Source organism: Polaribacter dokdonensis, from assembly GCF_024362345.1.
Taxonomy (GTDB): Bacteria; Bacteroidota; Bacteroidia; order Flavobacteriales; family Flavobacteriaceae; genus Polaribacter; species Polaribacter dokdonensis.
Map to the genome: position 1 here is coordinate 3,011,578 of NZ_CP101505.1, position 22,436 is coordinate 3,034,013.

General features: G+C 29.3%; 24 protein-coding genes. 10 read left to right on the forward strand and 14 right to left on the reverse strand.

The features are described from left to right. Positions 1-5: 5 nt before the first annotated feature. Positions 6-1,913, reverse strand: a complete 1,908-nt coding sequence (gene htpG / locus LPB302_RS13605) for a molecular chaperone HtpG (protein WP_053973044.1) — start codon at positions 1,911-1,913, stop codon at positions 6-8. A gap of 177 nt (positions 1,914-2,090) precedes the next feature. On the opposite strand from htpG, the gene LPB302_RS13610 reads away from it, so the two are divergent. The 3 genes from LPB302_RS13610 (at position 2,091) to LPB302_RS13620 (ending at position 4,509) form a co-directional block, all read left to right on the forward strand. Continuing rightward, positions 2,091-3,098 carry a 3-oxoacyl-ACP synthase III family protein gene (locus LPB302_RS13610; RefSeq protein ID WP_053973043.1) on the forward strand — a complete coding sequence of 336 codons (1,008 nt, stop codon included), beginning with the start codon at positions 2,091-2,093 and terminating at the stop codon, positions 3,096-3,098. Positions 3,099-3,279: 181 nt separating this feature from the next. Beyond that, complete coding sequence (locus tag LPB302_RS13615; protein WP_053973042.1) at positions 3,280-4,095, forward strand: GLPGLI family protein; 816 nt, start codon at positions 3,280-3,282, stop codon at positions 4,093-4,095. A 48-nt stretch (positions 4,096-4,143) separates the two neighbouring features. Next, a complete protein-coding gene (locus LPB302_RS13620; protein WP_053973041.1) occupies positions 4,144-4,509 on the forward strand; it encodes a CoA-binding protein in 366 nt (121 codons plus the stop codon). Positions 4,510-4,647: 138 nt separating this feature from the next. Here the strand turns inward: LPB302_RS13620 and LPB302_RS13625 are convergent, their stop codons facing one another. From LPB302_RS13625 to pyrR, 6 genes are read right to left on the reverse strand one after another with little or no spacing between them, the layout of a single operon-like run. Beyond that, positions 4,648-5,418: a LuxR C-terminal-related transcriptional regulator gene (locus LPB302_RS13625; RefSeq protein WP_053973040.1), complete on the reverse strand. Its 771-nt coding sequence runs from the start codon at positions 5,416-5,418 to the stop codon at positions 4,648-4,650. Then, positions 5,408-6,331: a ribonuclease Z gene (locus tag LPB302_RS13630; protein WP_053973039.1), complete on the reverse strand. Its 924-nt coding sequence runs from the start codon at positions 6,329-6,331 to the stop codon at positions 5,408-5,410. Before LPB302_RS13630 ends, LPB302_RS13625 begins: the two co-directional genes overlap by 11 nt. Continuing rightward, positions 6,328-6,648 (reverse strand): T9SS type A sorting domain-containing protein, encoded by a 321-nt coding sequence (locus LPB302_RS13635; protein WP_053973038.1) that lies wholly within the window; start codon positions 6,646-6,648, stop codon positions 6,328-6,330. Before LPB302_RS13635 ends, LPB302_RS13630 begins: the two co-directional genes overlap by 4 nt. 14 nt (positions 6,649-6,662) lie before the next feature. Next, positions 6,663-6,995, reverse strand: coding sequence for a hypothetical protein (locus tag LPB302_RS13640; protein ID WP_053973037.1), 333 nt, complete (start codon positions 6,993-6,995; stop codon positions 6,663-6,665). 3 nt (positions 6,996-6,998) lie between these two features. Beyond that, positions 6,999-7,928 carry an aspartate carbamoyltransferase catalytic subunit gene (locus LPB302_RS13645; protein ID WP_053973036.1) on the reverse strand — a complete coding sequence of 310 codons (930 nt, stop codon included), beginning with the start codon at positions 7,926-7,928 and terminating at the stop codon, positions 6,999-7,001. 1 nt (position 7,929) lies between these two features. After that, positions 7,930-8,469, reverse strand: a complete 540-nt coding sequence (pyrR, locus tag LPB302_RS13650) for a bifunctional pyr operon transcriptional regulator/uracil phosphoribosyltransferase PyrR (protein WP_015482341.1) — start codon at positions 8,467-8,469, stop codon at positions 7,930-7,932. A 191-nt stretch (positions 8,470-8,660) separates the two neighbouring features. Here pyrR and LPB302_RS13655 point away from each other — a divergent pair, with 191 nt between their 5' ends. Further along, positions 8,661-10,031 carry a tetratricopeptide repeat protein gene (locus LPB302_RS13655; protein ID WP_053973035.1) on the forward strand — a complete coding sequence of 457 codons (1,371 nt, stop codon included), beginning with the start codon at positions 8,661-8,663 and terminating at the stop codon, positions 10,029-10,031. A gap of 58 nt (positions 10,032-10,089) precedes the next feature. On the opposite strand, the gene LPB302_RS13660 is transcribed toward LPB302_RS13655, so the two are convergent. Next, positions 10,090-10,938 carry a DUF2911 domain-containing protein gene (locus tag LPB302_RS13660; protein ID WP_053973034.1) on the reverse strand — a complete coding sequence of 283 codons (849 nt, stop codon included), beginning with the start codon at positions 10,936-10,938 and terminating at the stop codon, positions 10,090-10,092. A 111-nt stretch (positions 10,939-11,049) separates the two neighbouring features. Here LPB302_RS13660 and LPB302_RS13665 point away from each other — a divergent pair, with 111 nt between their 5' ends. Continuing rightward, a complete protein-coding gene (locus LPB302_RS13665; protein WP_053973033.1) occupies positions 11,050-11,811 on the forward strand; it encodes a Rossmann-fold NAD(P)-binding domain-containing protein in 762 nt (253 codons plus the stop codon). On the opposite strand, the gene gldG is transcribed toward LPB302_RS13665, so the two are convergent. Genes gldG through LPB302_RS13690 form a run of 5 tightly spaced genes read right to left on the reverse strand, consistent with a single transcriptional unit; the run spans position 11,808 to position 15,861 of the window. Next, the gene (gene gldG, locus LPB302_RS13670; protein ID WP_053973032.1) at positions 11,808-13,448 is read right to left on the reverse strand and encodes a gliding motility-associated ABC transporter substrate-binding protein GldG; all 1,641 of its coding nucleotides are present in this window, start codon (positions 13,446-13,448) and stop codon (positions 11,808-11,810) included. The genes LPB302_RS13665 and gldG overlap by 4 nt on opposite strands. Beyond that, positions 13,441-14,160 (reverse strand): gliding motility-associated ABC transporter permease subunit GldF, encoded by a 720-nt coding sequence (gldF, locus tag LPB302_RS13675; RefSeq protein ID WP_053973031.1) that lies wholly within the window; start codon positions 14,158-14,160, stop codon positions 13,441-13,443. The genes gldG and gldF overlap by 8 nt, the downstream gene beginning before the upstream one ends. Further along, positions 14,160-14,684: a GNAT family N-acetyltransferase gene (locus LPB302_RS13680; protein WP_053973030.1), complete on the reverse strand. Its 525-nt coding sequence runs from the start codon at positions 14,682-14,684 to the stop codon at positions 14,160-14,162. Before LPB302_RS13680 ends, gldF begins: the two co-directional genes overlap by 1 nt. Positions 14,685-14,701: 17 nt before the next feature. Next, positions 14,702-14,998, reverse strand: a complete 297-nt coding sequence (locus LPB302_RS13685; RefSeq protein ID WP_074613536.1) for a putative quinol monooxygenase — start codon at positions 14,996-14,998, stop codon at positions 14,702-14,704. Positions 14,999-15,000: 2 nt separating this feature from the next. Continuing rightward, entirely contained in the window at positions 15,001-15,861 is an 861-nt protein-coding gene (locus tag LPB302_RS13690) for an SAM hydrolase/SAM-dependent halogenase family protein (protein WP_053973028.1), read from the reverse strand. A 127-nt stretch (positions 15,862-15,988) separates the two neighbouring features. Between LPB302_RS13690 and LPB302_RS13695 the strand changes: the two genes are divergently transcribed. The 5 genes from LPB302_RS13695 (at position 15,989) to LPB302_RS13715 (ending at position 21,532) form a co-directional block, all read left to right on the forward strand. Continuing rightward, positions 15,989-16,942, forward strand: a complete 954-nt coding sequence (locus LPB302_RS13695) for a PhoH family protein (RefSeq protein WP_053973027.1) — start codon at positions 15,989-15,991, stop codon at positions 16,940-16,942. Between the two features lie 157 nt (positions 16,943-17,099). Continuing rightward, complete coding sequence (locus LPB302_RS13700) at positions 17,100-19,703, forward strand: T9SS type B sorting domain-containing protein (RefSeq protein ID WP_053973026.1); 2,604 nt, start codon at positions 17,100-17,102, stop codon at positions 19,701-19,703. 44 nt (positions 19,704-19,747) lie between these two features. Further along, complete coding sequence (locus tag LPB302_RS13705; protein ID WP_053973025.1) at positions 19,748-20,692, forward strand: phosphoribosylaminoimidazolesuccinocarboxamide synthase; 945 nt, start codon at positions 19,748-19,750, stop codon at positions 20,690-20,692. After that, a complete protein-coding gene (locus tag LPB302_RS13710) occupies positions 20,692-21,174 on the forward strand; it encodes a hypothetical protein (RefSeq protein ID WP_053973024.1) in 483 nt (160 codons plus the stop codon). The genes LPB302_RS13705 and LPB302_RS13710 overlap by 1 nt, the downstream gene beginning before the upstream one ends. After that, positions 21,167-21,532 carry a hypothetical protein gene (locus LPB302_RS13715; protein WP_053973023.1) on the forward strand — a complete coding sequence of 122 codons (366 nt, stop codon included), beginning with the start codon at positions 21,167-21,169 and terminating at the stop codon, positions 21,530-21,532. Before LPB302_RS13710 ends, LPB302_RS13715 begins: the two co-directional genes overlap by 8 nt. A gap of 215 nt (positions 21,533-21,747) precedes the next feature. Here the strand turns inward: LPB302_RS13715 and LPB302_RS13720 are convergent, their stop codons facing one another. Beyond that, the gene (locus LPB302_RS13720) at positions 21,748-22,326 is read right to left on the reverse strand and encodes a fasciclin domain-containing protein (protein WP_053973022.1); all 579 of its coding nucleotides are present in this window, start codon (positions 22,324-22,326) and stop codon (positions 21,748-21,750) included. Positions 22,327-22,436 lie beyond the last annotated feature (110 nt).

The following is a 22,436-nucleotide window of genomic DNA, read 5'->3' on the forward strand; positions in this document are numbered from 1 at the left end:
TGCCACTATTTAATTAATTCGTAAGAACGTTTGATAAAGTTGGTTAACTCTTCACCATGTAAAAGGTTTTGAGATAATTTGGCTAAATCAAAAGCTTGCGAGATTAAGTTTTGTTGCTTGTCTTCATCAGCAGCTAAAATTTCTGAAACTAATGGATTGTTTGTATTTACAACTAAGTTATACATGTCTGGGAAATTACCCATTCCCATCATTCCTCCACCTCCAGAAGCTTGCATTTCTTTCATTCTGCGCATAAATTCTGGTACTGTAATTATAAATGGAGAAGAACTAGAATCCATTGCTTCCATTTGAACTGTGTACGTTTCTTTAGGTACAGCAGCTTCAATAATTGGCTTTAATTTATCTTTTTCTTCATCTGATAATTTAGAAATAACATTTTCATCTTTCTTAATTAAATTATCTATGAAATCTGAATCTACTCTTGTAAACTTCACTTTAGCATCTCCACCTTCTAATTTTTGCATTAAATGCGAAATAATTGGTGAATCTAAAAGTAAAACTTCATAACCTTTAGCAGTAGCTTCTTGAATGTAACTGTGTTGTGCATCTTTATTAGAAGCATATAAAATTACATGGTTACCATCTTTATCAGTCTGTGAATCTTTTGTTTTTTCAATTAACTCATCGAACGTAAAGTAAGAATCTTCAACTGTTGGATATAAAGCAAATTTCTTAGCTTTATCGAAGAATTTATCTTCAGACAACATTCCATACTCGATAATTACCTTAATGTCATTCCATTTTTGCTCAAAATCTGCTCTGTCTTTTTTGAATAGAGAAGCTAATTTATCTGCAACTTTCTTAGTAATGTAACCAGAAATCTTTTTTACAGCACCATCTGCTTGTAAATAAGAACGAGATACGTTTAAAGGAATGTCTGGAGAATCAATAACACCTTTTAACATCTGTAAAAAGTCTGGTACAATACCTTCTACATTATCAGTTACAAATACTTGGTTTTGATATAACTGAATTTTATCCTTCTGCATATCTAAGTTCTGAGACAATTTAGGGAAGAATAAAATACCTGTTAAATTAAAAGGATAATCTACATTTAAATGAATATGAAATAATGACTCTTCAAATTGCATTGGATACAATTCTCTGTAGAAATTATCATAATCTTCTTTTTCTAAATCAGCAGGTGCTTTAGTCCATGCAGGATTTGTATTATTAATAATATCATCTACTTCAATCTGTCTGTGAGGCTCAGTCGTTTCTTTACCTTCAGCATCTTTTGTGGTTTGTGGTTCGTGAGTTGGATCGTTTACTTTTTTAGTTCCAAATTTAATTGGCACTTGGTTAAAACGATTGTACTTTGTTAATAAACCTCTAATTTTACCTTCTTCTAAAAATTCTGTAGAATCTTCTGCAATGTGTAAAACAATCTCTGTTCCTCTGTCAGACTTGTCATGCTCAACTAAGGTATATTCAGGAGAACCATCACATGTCCAATGTGCAGCTGGCTCATCTTTAAAAGATTTTGTAAAGATTTCAACCTTATCTGCTACCATAAATGCAGAGTAAAAACCTAAACCAAAGTGTCCAATTACACCAGTTTCGTTTTTATCATCTTTATATTTATCTAAAAATTCTTCAGCTCCAGAAAATGCAATTTGATTAATGTATTTTTCAACCTCATCTGCAGTCATTCCTAAACCTTGATCTTTTATAGTTATGGTTTTGGCATCTTTATCAATGCTGATTTCAATTTTAGCATCACCCAATTCAGTTTGTGCTTCACCTATAGAAATAAGATGTTTTAATTTTGTGGTAGCATCAGTTCCGTTAGAAATCAATTCTCTTAAAAAGATTTCATGATCAGAATACAAGAACTTCTTAATCAGTGGAAAAATATTTTCTACTGATACATTAATGTTTCCTTTACTCATAATTTTATAGTTATTTAATATTATTTTCTGATGTACTATTAGTCAAAAAAAATACCAAAATTGTTATTGTGACAAGATGACAGAGTAATCTAAATTTTAAGAAATAGTTTGTAAATTGAAAATTCACTATTTTTGTTTACTAATACTAATAAAAAATTAAAATTAGCGCTTTAAAATATGTATAATTCAAAAATTACTGGTTTAGGATATTACGTTCCTGAAAATGTTGTTACAAATAATGACCTTAAGGAATTTATGGAGACTTCAGATGAATGGATTCAAGAAAGAACAGGTATCAAAGAACGTAGATGGATTGATCCAAAAACTGATGATAATACTTCATCTATGGGTGTTAAAGCTGCTAAAATTGCAATTGAAAGAGCAGGCTTAACTAAAGATGATATAGATTTTATTGTTTTTGCTACATTAAGTCCAGATATGTATTTTCCTGGTGGTGGAGTTCGAGTTCAAGATATGTTAGATATGCCAACAATTGGTGCATTAGATGTTAGAAATCAATGTTCTGGTTTTATTTATTCTATGTCTGTTGCAGATCAGTTTATAAAAACTGGAATGTATAAAAATATTTTAGTAATTGGTTCAGAAAATCATTCAGGTGGTTTAGAGCGTTCTACAAGAGGTAGAGGTGTTACTGTAATTTTTGGAGATGGTGCAGGAGCTGCAGTTTTATCTAGATGTGAAGAAGAAGGAAAAGGAATTTTATCTTCTCACTTACATTCTGAGGGTAAATATGCTAGAGAATTAATGTTAGATGGGCCAGCAACTGGTAGATGGGTTCCAGAAATCATTGCAGAGAACGATCCTGAAGATCAATCTTACTTTCCTTATATGAATGGTCAGTTTGTCTTTAAGCATGCTGTAGTTCGTTTTTCTGAAGCAATTGTAGAAGGTTTACAAGCTAATAATTTGCAGAAAGAAGATATTGATATGTTAATTCCTCATCAAGCAAATTTAAGAATAGCTCAATTTATTCAGAAGAAATTTCAATTAGCAGATGATAAAGTACACAACAATATTCAGAAGTATGGTAATACAACTGCTGCTTCTGTAATTATTGCGTTAACTGAAGCATGGGAACAAGGTAAAATTAAAGACAATGATTTAGTTGTTTTAGCTGCTTTTGGTAGTGGTTTTACTTGGGGTTCTGTTGTAATTCGTTGGTAATATTTACAACATATAAATTTGAAAGACTTGCTTTTAGTAAGTCTTTTTTTTGATTTATATATTTCAAAACAGTTTTTGGAGTCAGAGAAATAACCTTAAAGTATTGTTAATTAAATGTCTAAAATTATTAATTGTTTAATAAATTGCTAAATTTGTTAAACAATATTTAAATTTGTCAACTATGAAAGTCTTTAAATCAATTTCTATTACTTTATTTTTTCTATGCTTTTTAATTACTAATACTACTGCTCAAAAGTTAAGTGGTAAAGCCACTTATATTTCTAAATCTAAAATGGAGTTAGGAAATTGGGGAGCTAGAATGAGTGAAGCACAAAAGAAACAAGTAGCTAACAGATTAAAGAATAGATTAGAAAAAACATACGAATTAACTTTTAATAATACTGAATCTTCGTTTAAAGAAGAAGAGAAGATAGATGCAATTTCTGGAGCAACAGATTCTTGGGGAGCTTACTTTACAAGAGGAGATCATTATAAAAATATTTTAAGTAATGAATTGATTCAAAGCCAAGAATTTTATGGAAAACGATTCTTAATAAAAGATGATTTATATAAAATTAATTGGACTATTGGTACCGAGTCTAAAAAGATTGGAGATTATTTATGTTATAAAGCGAAGGCATTTGTGCCTTATTCTGAATTAAATTGGTATAATTTTTCTTGGGGAGATTTAAGAAATAACGATAAGAAAGAGGAAGAAGTAGAAGAAAATTTAGTTGTAGTAGAGGCTTGGTATACTCCACAAATACCTATGGCTCAAGGGCCTGCAGAATTTTGGGGGCTTCCAGGGTTAATTTTAGAAGTAAGTGCTCAAAACACTACATTATTATGCACAGAAATAGTGTTAAATAAAGAAGAAAAATTAGAGATTGATTCACCTGATAATGGTAAAGAAATTACTAAAGTTGATTATACAAAAACCATTAGAGAAAAAATGGTAGAAATGAGAAATAATAGAATGGGTAGAAGAAGAGGATAATATTTTGATATTCTGCAGAATTGTTGTTTCTTATAGAAAAAGAAGATTATGAAAGGAAAGAAAACATTAGTTGTAGGTGCATCATTAAATCCTAATAGATATTCTAATATTGCCATAAAAAGGCTTACAGATAAAGGTGTAGAAACTGCTGCTATTGGTTTGCGAGAAGGAAAAGTGTTTAATGTAGTTATAGATACAGAAAGAAAGGATTTTGAAGATATCAATACTGTTACACTTTATCTAAACCCTAAAAGACAAGAAGAGTATTACAATTATATTATTGGTTTAAAACCAGAAAGAGTCATTTTTAATCCTGGTACAGAAAATATGGAGTTTGTTAAATTATTGAAAGATAATAATATAGACTCAGAAATAGCTTGCACTCTAGTAATGCTTTCTACAAATCAATATTAAAAGGCAAAATAAACAGGATTTTATTGAGGGAATGTATTCTGTTATAGAAAAACTTAATTTATACTGTGACCATTTTATTTTGCCTATTACACAAATATAAAAGGACTGATAAGATACTACAATACTCATAATGAGTATTTAAACAAGTTTTGGGTTGTTTTTAAAGTAATTTACCAACTCAAAGGTAGAATCAATATTTAATTTCTTTAAAATATTTCTTCTGTGTGTATTAACAGTATGAACACTAATGTTCAATTTATTCGCAATTTCCTCACTGGTATTTTTGGTAATAATTAACCTAATAATATCTCTTTCTCTATTGGAAATAACATCTAATAAATTAGCACTAGACATGTTTTCATAATAAAGAGTTTCATACTCATTATTGTCATTTAAGATTTTTGCAGTAGCACAAATATCCATAAAAGTTTCACTGTTTAATACAGTGTAATGAGCCATACCAATAATGGGTTTATTGTTTTCATCAAATTGCAAAGGAGTAGTGTTTTGGATAATATTTACATAGTTTCCCTTTTCATTTTTAATTCGATAATTCCAAGTATAGTTCATTCTTTTACGTTGATCATCATTAAGTTCTTTCATTGTAAAAGCCATTAAGTTTTGTAAGCTTTTTAACCAAAGTTCAATGTCATCTGGATGAATTAAAGACCAATAATAATCCATACCATTTGCAATCATTTTATCTCTTGATAAACCTGTACACGCATTAAAGTTTTTACTTACAAATTCAAAATTTTTATTTACTGTGTTTGTAAGACAGAAAAATGTAGAATTATAAGGTAGAAAATAATCTAGTTCAATTAATTTTTTAATATGATCTTCTATTATAACTTCTGGAAAAGTTTTAAAAATCTCATTATAAATTGAATTGATTTCGTTATTCTGCATCTATCTTGAAATTTTTACCAGGAACTGCCAATTCTGTATTATTAAATATTTCTTGAGCCTCTTTCTGAAACAAAGAAATATCCTTATATCTGCCTGAATAATGGCCAACTACTAATTGTTTTGCATTTGCATCTTTTGCAATTTGTGCAGCTTGTTTAGAGGTTGCATGCTTGGTTTTTTTAGCTAAGTCTTCTCTATCTGCTAAAAATGTAGCCTCATGATACAATAGATCAACATCTTTTATGATAGGAACTATATCTGGTTTGTACATTGTATCGCTGCAAAAAGCAAAACTTAATGCCTTTTTTGGAGGGAGAGTTAATTCATCATTTGGTATAATTTCTCCTGTGGATAAAGTAATGTCTTTACCTGCTTTTATATTTAGATAATCTGCTCTTCCAATTTCTTCATAATTACTAATATTGCCCATATGAAGCTTTTTGGGTTTCTCTTTTTCCTTAAATAAGTAGCCATTCGTGTAAACCCTATGATTTAAAGGAATTGTACTTACAGAAACCTTGTCATCTTCAAAAATAAGTTCACTTTTATTAGAAGATAGTTCATGAAATACAGTTTTGTATTTGGCATGAGATTGAGAAATATTTAGTTGTAATAAAGTAACTTCTTTAATTCCTTTTGGCCCATAGATATGTAGTTCTTTCTCTCTACTTAAAATTCCATAAGTAGATAATAAACCTACTAAGCCATAAAAATGATCACCATGTAAATGAGAAATAAATATATGATCAATTTTAGAAAAACCAACTTTATATTTTCTCATTTGACGCTGAGTACCCTCTCCACAATCTATTAAAAAGTGACGATTGTTAATTTCTAAATACTGAGATGTTGGGTATGCGTTTACACGTGGAGTTGCAGAATGACAACCTAATATAGTTAGGTTTAAACTCATTTAATCACAAAACGTTTAGATAAAATGTCTTTTTTGTCCCTAATGCTGTAGATATAAATACCTGTTGCTAAATCATCTTTATAAAAAGTAATATTGTTTTTACCTATTTTGGTAGTATATTCTTTTTTAAAAACAATTTTTCCTAAAACATTTCTTACGTTGAATGTAATTTTTGATGTACTTGTAGCGTTAAAAGTAATGTTAGTAGAAGTTGTAAACGGATTTGGAGCAGCAGATAATTTTTCAATCGTTTTTGATTGAGAAAAACCAATTGCTGAAACAGTTAAAAATAAAGTAAAAAGTAGTTTTTTTAGCATATCATTTGGGGGGATTAAAAACCTAATTCTCTTTCCATAGCTTCCATATCTAAGATATCTTCAGCTTCTGTTAACGTAGGCACAATGTTAAAATCTTCAGGATAATCATCTGCATCAATATCTTTATAAACTAGTACAAATGATGTGCCAAGTTCTTTTTTGTGCGCTGCTATATCCAAAAATAGTAAAAAATCTTCTTTTTTCCTCTTAAAATTGTCAGAAAAAGTTACAATAATGTTTTCTTTTTCTAAATTATCTAGTTCATTATTAAGCTTTTCTAAGAAAACCTTTATGTTTTCTTCATCAGCATAAAGCAAAGTATACTTAGAATTTTGATCTATCTTCATGATCTATCTCTTAATTTGTTGTGCTAATAAATAGATCACAGCCATTCTTACTGCAACTCCATTTTCTACTTGATTCAGAATTATGGATTGATCAGAATCTGCTACATCACTTGTAATTTCTACACCTCTATTTATAGGTCCTGGGTGCATGATTACTATTTTCTTGCCAAGGTTGTCTAAAATTTCTTTATTGATACCAAAAAGCTGAGTGTATTCTCTTGTTGATGGAAAATATTTAATATCCATTCTTTCATGTTGCACTCTTAAAACATTAGCAACATCACACCATTCTAAAGCTTTTTTGAGATTGGTTTCTACTTCTACCCCTAAACTTGCTATATGTTTTGGAATTAAAGTTGTTGGTCCACAAACTTTTACTTGAGCACCTTGTAATTGTAATGCGAATATGTTTGATAAAGCTACTCTAGAATGCAAAATATCGCCTACAATAACAATTTTTTTACCTTTTACAGATCCTAATTTTTCTCTAATTGAGTACGAATCTAATAAGGCTTGTGTTGGGTGTTCATGTGTACCATCACCTGCATTAATAATTTTTGCATTTACATGTTTTGATAAGAATACACCTGCACCTACATTTCCATGACGCATAACAACAATATCTACTTTCATAGATAATATGTTGTTTACAGTATCTATTAAAGTTTCACCTTTCTTTACAGATGATTGCCCAGCAGAAAAGTTAATTACATCTGCAGAAAGTCTTTTTTCTGCAAGTTCAAAAGATAATTTTGTTCTTGTACTATTTTCGAAAAATAAATTGGCAATAGTAATGTCTCTTAAAGAGGGTACTTTTTTAATTGGCCTATTAATTACCTCTTTAAAATGATCTGCAGTTTTAAAAATCAAATCAATATCATTGGCATTTAAATATTTGATTCCTAATAAATGTTCTACGCTTAATTGATCCATATTACCTTTGTTCTATATAAACTGCGTCTTTTTTGTGTGTTTCTTTCCAAGTAACTAAAACTTTTTCCTCATTAATAGCATCTACTTGTCTACCTCTATAATTTGGTTGTATAGGTAAGTGTCTGCTAAATCTTCTATCTATAAGTACTAAAAGTTCTATGTTTTTTGGCCTTCCATAAGATTGTAATGCTGTTAAGGCAGAACGTACACTTCTACCTGAATACAATACATCATCTATAATAACCACTTTTTTATCTTCAATTAAAAAGTTAATTTCTGTAGATGTTGCTGCTAAAGGTTCGTCTCTTCTTCTAAAATCATCTCTATAAAAAGTGATATCTAATAAACCAGATTCTAGATTTTTAATATTGTAATCAGTTTGCAACAAACTAGTTAATCTGTTTGCTAAATAAGAGCCTCTTGGTTGTAAACCAATTAAAACTGTATTAGAAAAATCGTTATGGTTTTCAATTAGCTGACAGGCCAATCTATGCAGAATAATTTCAATATCTTTTGAGTTAAGTAGCGTTTTTTTGCTCATAAGAAGGCTATCAAATTTTAGTTGATAGTTATTGAAAATCAAAATTAACGTAAATAAATGTATGTGCAAAATTTATAGTATGTAAATGCAATATTGAATTTGTTAATTAAATTGTTGAAAACAATACTTACATTTTTAATTGCAATGAAAGAGTTATAGTACATTTAAGTAATAATTCAAATCTCATAGCTATGTCTTTAGTAAAATTTGAATCGATGCTCAAAACCAACAATATTTATTTCTTTGATTTGGTTGAATTTGAGGAGATTATCATTCATTATTTAGATGCAGGTAAGCATTCTTTAGCCAAAAAAGCAGTTAAGTTAGGCCTAGAGCAGCACCCAGAATCTGTAGATTTAAAATTACTTCAAGTAGAATTATTCATTTTTGATAATGATTTAGAAAATGCTACCCTTCTTTTAAGAAAAATTGAGTTGCTAGAACCTAATAATGATGAGGTTTTTATTCAGAAAGCCACTATCAATTCAAAATCTGGTAAACATGCAGAGGCTATTATCAATTTAAATAAAGCACTTTTACATACAGAAGATAAAGTAGATGTTTGGTCTTTAATGGGTATGGAATATCTGTATTTAGACGATTTTGAGAATGCAAGATTAAATTTTGCAAAATGTATTGATGTAGATTTTGAAGATTATTCTGCTTTGTACAATATTGTGTATTGCTTTGATATGGAAAAAGAGCATGAGCAAGCCATAAAATATTTAAAAAGTTATATAGATGTAAATCCTTATTGTGAGGTTGCTTGGCATCAATTGGGTAGACAACATTTTGTTTTAGATCAATTTAAAGAAGCGTTAAGAGCATTTGACTATGCAGTTTTAATTGATGAATCATTTATTGGTGGCTACTTAGAAAAAGCAAAAACTTTAGAAGAATTAGGTGAGTATCAAGAAGCTATAGATAACTACTTAATTACGTTAGAATTAGATGATCCTACAGCATTTGCATATGTTAGAATAGGTGAGTGCTATGAAAGGTTAAATAAATATGAAGCTGCTATTTCTTATTATAAAAAAGCAGTTCACGAAGACCCTCTTTTAGATAGAGGTTGGATTTTATTAACCAATTTATATTTTAATGAGGGTAATTTTGAGAAAGCTTCTTATTATATAGCAAAAGCTTTAAAGATTGATGAGAATAATACCCTGTATTGGAGAAGGTATTCTGAGATAAAAATAAAAATGAACTTTTTTGAAGAAGCAGTTGTTGGTTTTCAAAAATGTTTAGAATTAAGAGATGATGCTATTGAAATTTATGTTTCTTTAGTAGATGTTCAGTCTTTTTTAGGAGACTTTAATGATGCTCTTGCTACTTTATTTAAAGCACAGAAAATCTATAAAAACTTTGCTGAAATTGAATACAGATTGGCTGGATTGTTTTTTATTTTGAATAAAAAAAATTATGGATTTAACCATTTAATTTTGGGTTTACAAATAGATTATGAGTATCATACCATTTTAAACGAACTGTATCCAACTGTTTTTGAAGATGATAAGATTAAAGCTCTGCTTACAAATTACAAGAAAGCATTTGAATAAAAGCAAAAAAAATCTCAAGTAAAACTTGAGATTTTTCTATTTTATAGGTGTTGTAAAATTACATTGCTCCCCATTCTTTTAAAGAAGCTTTATTCATTTTTACATAACCAGCATTCCCTGCTTCTTCAGCATACTTTAAAGACATTTTTGCAGCAGCAATTGCGCTTTTCGTTTTACCAGCTTTAGCATGAATTAATGATTGCTGACGTAAATACCAAAAACGAGGTTTTGCTGATGTCATTTCTACAGCTTTATCAATCCATTCTTGAGCTTGATTAATATCTTTATCTGATTGTAAATAATATACAGCAGCTGCGTACATATCGTTTGCAGAAGGCCCAGCCATTATTTTTGCAATGCTATTAGAAACCATCTTATCTGTAGGAACCTCAAACTTAAAAGGTACATAAACGTTTTCCCACATAATTCCTAAAACCGCAGAATTATTAGTTAAATCATCAAAAGTAATGGTGAATGTTTCTATATTCATAGGCATTTCAATAGGAGTAACTCTTACTTTAACAGCTACTTTGCTTTCATCCCATTTTGCAGGATTTCCCCAATTTGTAGCATCAGAATATAACATTACATCCCAAGAGTTTTCACCAGGAATTGTATATAAAGCATAAGTTCCTTTTTTAACCATATTTCCATCAACCATAAAGTCTGTAGAAAAAGTTAGTTTGGTATTAGCATTGGCACCAGTTCTCCAAACTTTTCCATAATCTTCTAAGCCTCCAAATATTTTTCTTCCTTTCATACTTGGTCTAGAATACTCAACAGTAACGTCTGTTAAGCCTACTTTTTGCTCAGTTTTCTGAAATGGACTTGGAGCAGGAGTTTCAATTTGCGCATTTATAGCCATTGTCATAGCAGCTACAAATAAAGTCAATATAATTTTTCTCATAATAAATTTGAATTGTTTTTATGCTTTCAAAATTACGATTTCAAAAAACGCTTAATGTTAACAAAACCTTAAAAGAGCATTGTATCTTTGCAGATAATAGATTTAATATCAATGAGAAATATAAGTATTTTAGGATGTGGCTGGTTGGGTAAACCTTTAGCTGTTTCTTTTTTAGAAGATGGTTTTTCTGTAAAAGGTTCTACAACTTCAGAAGATAAAATAGATGGTTTAGAGCAACTAAATATAGAGGCTCATTTGATGAATATATCAGAAAATGAAGAGTTCGATTTGTTTTTAGCATCAGATATTTTAATAGTAGCCATTACTTCTAAAGATATTGATGGTTTTGAAAATTTAATTTCTCAGATCAATAATTCATCAATTCAAAAAGTGATTTTTATCAGCTCAACTTCTGTTTATGGCAGACATAACAGAGTAATGACAGAAGAAGATGAAACTTTGGAAACACCATTAACAGAGATAGAGAGTTTGTTTTTGCAAAGTGATTTCTTTGAAACTACCATCATTCGTTTTGCAGGTTTATTTGGTGGTGATAGGCATCCATCAAACTGGTTTAAAGGAGGTAGAAAAATTCCTCAACCAAAAGGATTTGTAAACATGATTCACAGAGAAGATTGTATTGAAATTATTCACGAAATCATTCATCAAAATGTCTGGAATCAGATTTTTAATGCTTGTGCAGATCATCATCCAACAAGAAGAGAATTTTATACGTTGGCGAAATTGAGTAAAGGTTTTGAAGTGCCAGCATTCGAAAATAATGAAAATTACGAGTGGAAAATTATCTCTTCAAAAAAAATACAAGAAACCTTAAATTATGAATTTATTCATAATGATTTATTAGCCATCTAAGCGTATTTCCTTTTACGTAAATAGTTAAACACTACACCAAAAACAGCTAAAATTACCAAAGGTAAAACTATGTTTAAGAATTGCCAATAAGTTCTTTCTTTATAGGCTTTTTGCTTATCTAAAGTATTTATTTTTAAGGTTTTATTTCTTAGATTGATTAAGCCAGAATCGTCTAATAAATAATCTACAGCATTCATTAAGAAGTCTTTATTTCCAAATTCTTGATTTGTCCATTTATCTCTAGATAAATCTGTAGGTTGCCCTTTTAAAATTTGATTTTTTGCAATATCACCATCAGAAATTACAATCATTTTATTGTTAGCAGTAGACCCTTGAAATAGATTGGTTTTAAAGGGTTTTACTCTATTTTTATAGGCTGATTTAAAATTACCCTCTAATAAAACTGCAAATAATTGATTACCTGCTGCATAATCTTCTTCCTTAGGTTCTTCAGCAATAGATTGTAATTCAATTATTGATGGTGTACCCACTTTTCTGGTTAATGGAGAACTTACTAAAAGTGGTATTTTTTTAATATCATTTTTTAAAGTGTCTATTTGATTTGCAAATTGCAAACGCACATTACCTACGTTTTTAGTTATAGGATGATAAGGATTGCCTGAAACTAAAGGATGATAAAACCAATCTAAATTTTGATACTGAGTTTGGTTGCCAACATTTCCAGTAGCCAATGCAATTTGTGCAGCATATAAATCTTTAACTAAAGTTGAATTTATTCTTACTCCATAAGAAAATAATAAATCTGTTAAATTTAAATCTCTTGGGTAAGCCAACATTTTACCTGTGGCTAACAAGCTGTCTTGATCTGCTTGTACATTATCTAACATCCAAAGAGTTTTACCACCATTTGTAATGTATTGGTCTAATGTGAATTTTTCTGCTTCTGTAAATTTTTGTGTTGGTTTTGTAATTATAGCTAAATCTATAGAAATTAAATCTTGTAAAGTTTGCTGAGGGTTTGAAGCCACAGAATCTAAAGGAAACTTTGTTAATCTGTATTTTTTAGAAACTTCACTCAAAAAACTATATTGATAAATGTCTTGCAATTGTCCATTTCCTGTAAGCAGCACTACATTTTTTTGTTTTTCTTTTAATATGCTATTTGTAGCAGATAAAAAACTGTATTCTAAATTTTCAATGGCTTTTTGCAGTTGCTCTTCTTGGCTAGCAACAATGACTGTTGGTAAAAGTGAAACAACCTTAGTTTTATTGTCAAAATTAAGTTCTGCCCAAGGAAAAATAATTGCTTCAGATAATTTACCATCTTCTTCTACAGTAAGTTGACTAGGCATCATGCCTTTTTTAATTAAGGTTTCTCTTTGATAATCAGGATTTTCGAAATGAATTTTAATCTGACTATTTTCTGCAGCCAATTCTTCTAAAAACTGTCTGGTTTCTATCTGTAATCTTTTAAATTCTGATGGAAAATCGCCTTCTAAATAAACAGTGATAAAAAGTGGTTCTTTTACCTCTGATAAGATTGCTTTTGTGGTTTCTGAAAGTGTATATCTTTTATCCGCTGTTAAATCGAATCTTTTATAAAAAGATTGATTTGCCACATTTAAAATGATTAAACCAAGGAATAAAACAGCTATATATTTTATGTTCTTATTCATTTTCTAAACGTGTTTTAGTAATGAATAAAAAGAAAAATGTAATACTTAAAAAGTAAACAATATCTCTAGTGTCAATAACTCCTCTAGATATACTTTTAAAATGTTCGTTAATGCCCAATTGTTGAATTGCAAAACTGTTGCTATTAAAAGATGATGCAATAGCATCAAAACCATAGAAAAGAATAAAAGTGATAAATACACTTAAGATAAAAGCAACAATTTGATTTTTAGATAATGTTGATGTAAACAAACCAACAGCTGTATAAGTAGATGCTAAAAACAGCAAGCCTAAATAAGAGCCAATGGTACTTCCAAAATCAATATTACCTAAAGGATTCCCTAATTGATAAACTGTATAGACATATATAAAGGTTGGTATAATTGCTATAATAATTAATAAAAGAGATGCTAAAAATTTACCAAATATAATTTGCCAATTAGAAACAGGGTTGGTTTTTAAAAGCTCTATTGTTCCAGTATTATATTCATCTGCAAAACTTTTCATTGTAATTGCAGGTATTAGAAATAAAAATACCCAAGGAGCTAAATAAAAAAACGGAGTTACATCTGCAAAACCAGCATTTAAAATATTAAAGTCATCATTAAAAATGAACAAGAATAAACCATTGATTAACAAGAAAACTCCAATTACTAAATACGCAATTGGGCTTGCAAAAAATGAAGTAAATTCCTTCTTTAGAATTGGGTACATTAATTGATATCTAATTTATAAATACGATTAAAATCGTAAGTTTTACATCTTCTTTCTGGTTGAAATACAAAGTTTAGCTTCTCTAATAACGCTATTGAAGCTAAATTATTTTTATGTGTAAATGCTTCAAGTGTTTTTAATTTCATTGATTTTTCTGCGAATGCTATTACTATTTCTAAAACTTCTGTCATTAAACCTTGCTGATGATATTCAGGCTTTAGTTTGTAACCAATTTCAGTATAATTTAAATCCAAATTAATGTTGTGAAAAACTACACTGCCAATAACTTTCTGATTAAATTCAATAAGCCAAAATATTCTTTTTTTTACTTGAAAAAGCGCTTTACATGTTTCAATAAAATTTTTTGCTTCTTTGGTGCTTTCTATTCTTTTTGTGCCTACAAATTTATTAATTTCTTGGCTAGAACGTAATTCAAAAACGGATTTTATATCTTTTAAATTTGCTTCTCTAATAACTAGTCTTTCTGTATGTAATGTTGGTATTTCTAGAAAATTATAATTCATTTACATTGAATTTAATTCTAAGTAAGACTTACCATTTTATTAACACTCCAGGCTTCAGGTTTATCGTTAAAATATCCCTTAGTTTGTTGCCAAGTTGCTTTAAAAAAATCTGAATTTCTATAACGTTCTAAATCACTTTCGTCTTTCCAATAAGAATATGTAAAAAAGACTTCTGGATTGTTTTTATCTTGATACAACTCTAATAACTCACATCCTTCAGAAGCTCTTATCTTCAGTTTCTTTTCTTCGAACATTGCTTGAAATTCAGCAATATATTTAGAGTGCAAACTCATTTTTACAATTCGTACAAACATAGTTAAGTTAATGGTGTGAATTCTGGTTTAGATTCTGTAAAGAACTCAATAATTATTGGGTCTCTATAGGCTAACCCTAATAATGTGCAAGCACCTCCAACAGTATTTAGGTTGCTTTTATAAATTGCAATTTCTAAAAATCCTGCTGAATTAAAAATGGTTAATTTATTACCATCAAATTGGCTAGAATTATTGGAATTATTGCCAGTAATTTCATTATACCTGCTATATATTTTATCGAAAGAATACCTAGAAGCGTTAATCTTAAAGGCTCTTCCTTTACCAACATCATTAAACATTTTCTTACTAATATTGGTAATTACATTTCCATAATTGTCAATATATAAAACCCCTCCAATAATTTGTGTTTGGGCCTGATTTACTTTTGGTTGAATTTCAATTAACTTCTTGTACTCTTTAATTTCTCTACCAATTACTGTTAAATTACCACCTCTAGCAATAAAACAAGCCACTTTTACAAAAACATCTAATACAGGAAAACTACTTTCAATACGATCATGAATATTGATTTCTACAATTTTGGTAGGCTGAATTTCTGAAGCTATCATCGAAATAATTCCATTATCTGGACAAACAAAGTAATGATTGTCTAATTCAATAGCTATGTGTTTGTTATCTGCACTTAACTCAGAATCAACACCAACAATATGTATGGTTCCTTCAGGAAAACTCTTATACGAGTTTTTTAAAATATAGGCAGTTTCAGTAATATTAAAAGGAGAAATTTCATGAGTAATATCTACAATTCTAGCCTCAGCTAATTCTGTATAAATTGCTCCTTTTACAGCACCTACAAAGTGGTCTTTAGTTCCAAAATCTGTTGTTAATGTTATAAAAGACATTAATTATAGGTGTTAATTAAATGTGTAAAAGTTGTTAATTACTTAACGCAAATCTAATGAATTTAGTACTTTTAATTACTACATTTAGTTTAATAATTCTTACTAACACACTAATAAATCTAATCATTTGAACGAACGCATTATAGAGTTAACAGAAATAGATCCTAAAGATTTTTTTGGAACACAAAATAGTACAGTAGAACAATTAAAAAGATATTTTCCAAAAATTAAAATTGTTGCAAGAGGCGCAAAATTAAAAATATATGGAGAATCAGATATTTTAGATGAATTCGAAATTCGTTTTGAACGATTGGTAAAGTATTTTAACAGATATAATAAGTTAGATGAAAATAGTATAGAACGTATTTTAACGTCTACAGGAAATGAAGAAAAAACAACTGCAGCTAAAAATAGTAAAGATGTTTTAGTGCATGGTGTAAATGGTAAATTGATAAAAGCCCAAACACAAAATCAACGTAAAATGGTTTCGTTGATGGAAAAAAATGACATGCTATTTGCAGTAGGTCCTGCAGGTACAGGAAAAACGTATACAGCAGTTGCTTTAGCTGTTAAGGCTTTGAAAGAGAAGGAGGTGCGTAGAATTATTTTAACAAGGCCAGCAGTTGAGTCTGGAGAAAATTTAGGCTTTTTACCTGGAGATTTAAAAGAGAAATTAGATCCATACATGCAACCTTTATATGATGGATTAAGAGATATGATTCCTCATGAAAAACTAGAGTCTCATTTAGAAAAAGGAATCATTCAAATAGCACCTTTAGCATTTATGAGAGGTAGAACCTTAGATAATGCTTTTGTAATTTTAGATGAAGCTCAAAATACAACTCATAGCCAAATGAAAATGTTTTTAACAAGAATGGGTAAGAGTGCTAAATTTATTATTACAGGAGATCCAGGTCAAATAGATTTACCTAGAAAACAAGTTTCTGGTTTAAAAGAATCGTTGTTAGCCTTAAAAGATATAGATGGTATTGCACATGTATATTTAGACGATAAAGATGTAGTAAGACACAGACTTGTAAAACGTATTATAAAAGCTTACAAAAGTATAGAAACAGAATAAAGTAGAGTTTTAATCTTCATGAAATTTGTTTAGATCTTTTTATTTATCTTAGAGATAAGAAGTAAGGAAGAATCACTAAAATCGACTCTTATTTTTTAACGGTATAATTTTTGATTCAATTCAGAGATAGTTTATTTTTACTATTAGTTAATTTTGTATGAGGTTATTAGCATTCTTTTTGCTTTTATTTTCTACACTTGCTTATGCACAGTGTCCACCTGCAGGTCAAGATCATTTTCTTTCTTCTCAAGAAAAGGTAGATGCTTTTGTTGCTGCTTATAGTGGCTGTCAAAGAATTGAGGGTAATATAGATATTGTTCAAGGATTAGTTGGCACTGCAGATACAGGTGAAGATCCAACACCGATAACTGATATTACAGGACTGTATTTCTTAAAAGTAATTAATGGCGATTTTCGTATTTCTGTAGATATTGCAGAACTAGATGGTTTTAATAACCTTACAGATGTAAATGGTCATTTTGTAATTACAAGTTCCAATTCTCTTACAAAAATTAGTGGCTTTAATAATTTAGTAAATGCAAAAAGTGTAACTATTGCTCTAAACCCTATTTTAACAGAAGTTGGTGGTTTTAGTAAATTAAATCGTGTTTTCGAAAGCTTAGAAATTGGTAACAGTCCAGGAATTCAAACCATTACTGGGTTTGAGAATTTGCAACTAATTGGTGGTGAACTAAATATTAGTAAAAACCCTGTGCTTACAAGTATGCCTTCTTTTAATAAAGTAGAAACTATTGGAGAAGACTTAAACCTAACCTTAAACCCTGTTTTAGAGGAAGCAATTGGTTTCGAAAAATTAGTATCTATTGGAAATGATTTAAATATCGAAAATGTAAAAATTATTAGAGGATTTGAACAACTTAGAACCATAGATCGTTTTTTCGATATTCGAGGTGAAGGAGTAGAAGAGGTGCCCAATTTTCCTTTGTTGGAAACAGTTGGTGCTGCTTTTAGAATAGAAAATACAAGCGTAAGAAATATAGAAGGTTATAATTCTTTAAAAAGAGTTGGTGAACAATATTTTTTAGAAGATTGGTTCATTGTTAGTAATAACAGACTATTAAGTTCAGTAATTGGTTTTGGTCAATTTGAGAAAGTAGAAGGTAATGTAGAAGTTCAGAATAACCCACTATTGAGTGATTGTTCTTGGCTTTGTAATATTATCAATAATGGAGAAATTACAGGCTCATTAATCATTCAAGATAATATAGGCGATTGTATCTCTGCAATTGCAGTAATTCTTATCTGTGATATTGATTTTGATGATGATACCATTGCAAATGTGGTAGATTTAGATGATGATAATGATGGTATTTTAGATACTTTAGAAGGTAATGGAACTAGAGATACAGATAACGATGGTTATCCAGATTCAATGGATTTAGATAGTGATAATGATGGTTGTTTTGATGTATTAGAATCTGGTTTCGAAGACCCAAATGATGATGGAGTTTTAGGTGATTTACCAGATGAAGTTGATTTTAATGGTCTAATCATTAATGAAATTACAGGCTATACAGATCCTGCAGATAGAAATAGCAATAGTTTATACGATTTTCAAGAACTGAACATTCCTAATCCAGGTAAGAATAATATAATAGAACTCTGTAAGAATTCTAATAATATAGATTTATTTGATGTGCTGTTGGGAACTCCAGATCCAGGAGGAACTTGGTCACCAGCTTTAAACTCAGGTTCAGGAGTTTTCAATGTATTAGAAGATGCAGAAGGTATCTACACATATACACATTCAGATCCAATATGTGGAGATTTAAGTGCAGAAGTAAAAGTTATATTCTCATCAGATTTAAACCCTGGTGTTAATACAGAAGTTGTAATTTGCGATGATTTAGTAGAGATTGATTTATTTAGAGCTTTAAAAGGTAATCCTACTCCAAATGGATTTTGGTCTCCTGAATTGGCAAGTGGTACTAATATTTATAACAAAAATCTCGATTTAGAATCTGAATATAATTACGTACTTATAGATAGAGATTGTGGTACATTACAGGCCACAGTTTCTCTTGTAAAATCAGTAGAACCAAATAGTGGTGCTAATGGAGAGTTACAGATTTGTGAATTTGCAGATACTGTAAACTTATTCGATTATTTAGAAGGAGAACCAGATGAAGGAGGTATTTGGAGTCCATCTCTACCTGATGGAATTTTTAATCCTAGTCAAAATGCTTCTGGTGTTTATTCTTATACCATTGATAATGGTGTTTGTGGTAGAGCAACATCAACTGTAAATGTAGAGGTTGTAAGAAATTCTGAATTAAATAACGTTAGAATTCAAGTAAATGATTTTTCATCTACTAATAATTCAATAGAAGTTTTTGTTTTTTCTAAAAGAGCATATGAATATTCTTTAGATGGTTTAAATTATCAGCTAGACCCTGTTTTTAATGATGTTGATGGAGGTTTACAAACCGTTTACGTAAGAGGTATAGATGGTTGTGAGTTTTATAGTGAAGAAGTTTTTGTAAGAACCTACCCATCATTTTTTACACCTAATAATGATGGTGAGAATGACTTTTGGAGATTAAAAGATTTTCCAGACGTTAAATATACAATTCATATTTATTCCAGATTTGGTAGGCTTATTAAATCTTTAAGCAGCACTACAGGTTTTTGGGATGGTAAAGAAAATGGAAAAGAAATTCAATCTTCAGATTATTGGTTTAAAGTTGTTACAGAAACAGGAGAAGTATTACATGGTAATTTTTCTTTATTAAGAAAATGATATCCTAAAAATTAAACTTATTTTTGTAGAAATAACAACACTCTATGAACACAATTAACGAAACTAACTTCGAGTTTCCAGGTCAAAAATCAATATATAAAGGTAAAGTAAGAGAAGTTTATAATATCAATAATAACCTTTTGGTGATGATTGCCACAGATAGACTTTCTGCTTTTGATGTTATTTTACCAAGGCAAATTCCTTTTAAAGGGCAAATCTTAAATCAAATAGCAACTAAAATGATGAATGATACATCAGACATTGTTCCTAATTGGTTAATTGCAAACCCAGATGAGAATGTAGCTGTTGGTCATTTATGTGAACCATTTAAAGTAGAAATGGTTATTAGAGGTTATTTATCTGGTCATGCAGCTCGTGAATATAAAGCAGGCAAACGCACCTTGTGTGGAGTAGAAATGGCAGAGAATTTAAAAGAGAATGATAAATTTCCAACGCCAATAATAACGCCATCTACAAAAGCAGATAATGGAGAACATGATGAAGATATTTCTAGAGAAGCAATTTTAGCAAACGGAATTGTTTCTGAAGAAGACTACCTAATTTTAGAAGATTACACCAGAAAATTATTTAAAAGAGGTTCTGAAATTGCTGCTAAAAGAGGCCTAATTCTAGTTGATACTAAATACGAATTTGGTAAAACCAAAGAAGGTAATATTGTTTTAATTGACGAAATTCATACTCCAGATTCATCTCGTTATTTTTATGCAGATGGCTATCAAGAAAGACAAAACAAGAATGAAGCTCAAAAACAACTTTCTAAAGAATTTGTGCGTCAGTGGTTAATAGAAAATGGTTTTCAAGGTAAAGAAGGTCAAACGATTCCAGAGATGTCTGATGAGAAAATTATTGAAATTTCTAATAGATATATAGAGTTGTTTGAACAAATTACTGGAGAGCAATTTGTTAAGGCACAAACAGAGAATGTTTTAGATAGAATAGAAAAAAATGTACTAGATTTTCTTTCTTAATGAAGGCAAGTACAATAAAACAACTTAAAGACGAATTGTCTCATAAATCTGACCAAGAGCTAAAAGATTTATGTTTACAATTGGCAAGATTTAAAGTTGAAAATAAAGAATTGCTAACCTATTTGTTGTTTGAAGCTCATGATGAAGATCAATACATTGTAAATTGTAAAAATTTTATTGACACTCAGTTTGCTGAAATAGACACGAAGAATGCTTATTATGTGAGAAAGAAAATTCGAAAGATTCTAACATCATCTAAAAAGCTAATCAGGTTTTCTAAAAAGAAAGATACAGAAGCAGAAATTTTACTTCATTTCTGTAAGAATTTAAAGAATTATAATCCTTATTTTAAAAGAAGCAACCGATTACAAAACATTTTTCAGACACAAATAAAAATGGTAAGTAATGCAATTTTAAAATTACACGAAGATTTGCAATATGATTATCAGCAAGAATTAGATAACTTAAGAGATAATGGCTAAAGAAAGACCAGAATTACCTGGATTATTAAAACCTAATATTACACCAATAGAAGAATTTCAAAATTCAGTAATTAGGCCTATTATAAAAATGCAACACAATTTAATAGTTGCATTCTACAAACAAAACTTATTAAAAAGAAAGATAGATTTTAGTGCAATTAAAATTGAAAAAAAGAAAAGCACAATTAAAAATAATCTGCAGAAAGATATTGGTTTTAAGAAACTATTGCTAGGTAGTATTTTAGGACACTTCACAAAAGAGGAGTATCATACTTATCTTATTAATGCTTCTGAATACAATAGAAGAATAATCAATATTATTACAAAGCGACTCCAAGATAGCACCTCTGAGCTATAACAAATAAAAACCGCTACTAAAAGTAGCGGTTTCAATCAATCAACCAAAAAACTTCCTTTATCAATATTTCGTATGAGATACGAATTAATACGAGAAGTATTTTATATATGTTTTACCAAAACAATACTTAACAAAGATAATCATATTTTGTCTAATGAAATGTTAAAATACATAAACAATATATTAAAATTTGTAATGATTGTTATAAGTTAAACTTATTTAGGCATTACTACTGAGTCAATTGCATGAATAACTCCATTAGATGCATCAACATCAGTCATAACTACTGTAGAAGTACCTCCTTTTTCATCAGTTAAAATTACTTTTCCATCATTTAAAGATGCAGTAATCATTCCACCTTGAACTGTTTTAATCATAAATTTACCATCATTATCATTAATTGCTTTAATAACATCAGCTGCCATAAATTTACCTGCAATTACATGGTAAGTTAAAATTGAAGTTAACATGTCTTTGTTTTCTGGCTTCAATAAAGTAGCTACAGTTCCTTCTGGTAATTTATCAAATGCTCCATTTACAGGTGCAAAAACTGTAAAAGGTCCATCACTATTTAAAGTGGCAACTAAATCAGCAGCTTTTACAGCAGCTACTAAAGTTGTAAAGTTATCATTAGACGCAGCAATTGTTACAATTGTTTCTTTCTGTTCTACAACTTCTTTTTTAGTTTCAACCTCTACTTCAGCTACTTTTGTTTCTTCCTTTTTTGATGATATACAAGAGAAAGATAAAAATGTTACTAATACAAGAGATGTAAGTTTAAACGCTAGTTTCATAATATGTTTTTTAGATTTATTACAAAGGTATAGCATTGATTGACTAAAAATGTTTAATAAAATGTTAAATAAATTAAACAAAATATTATCACTCATAAAAAAAGCATTTC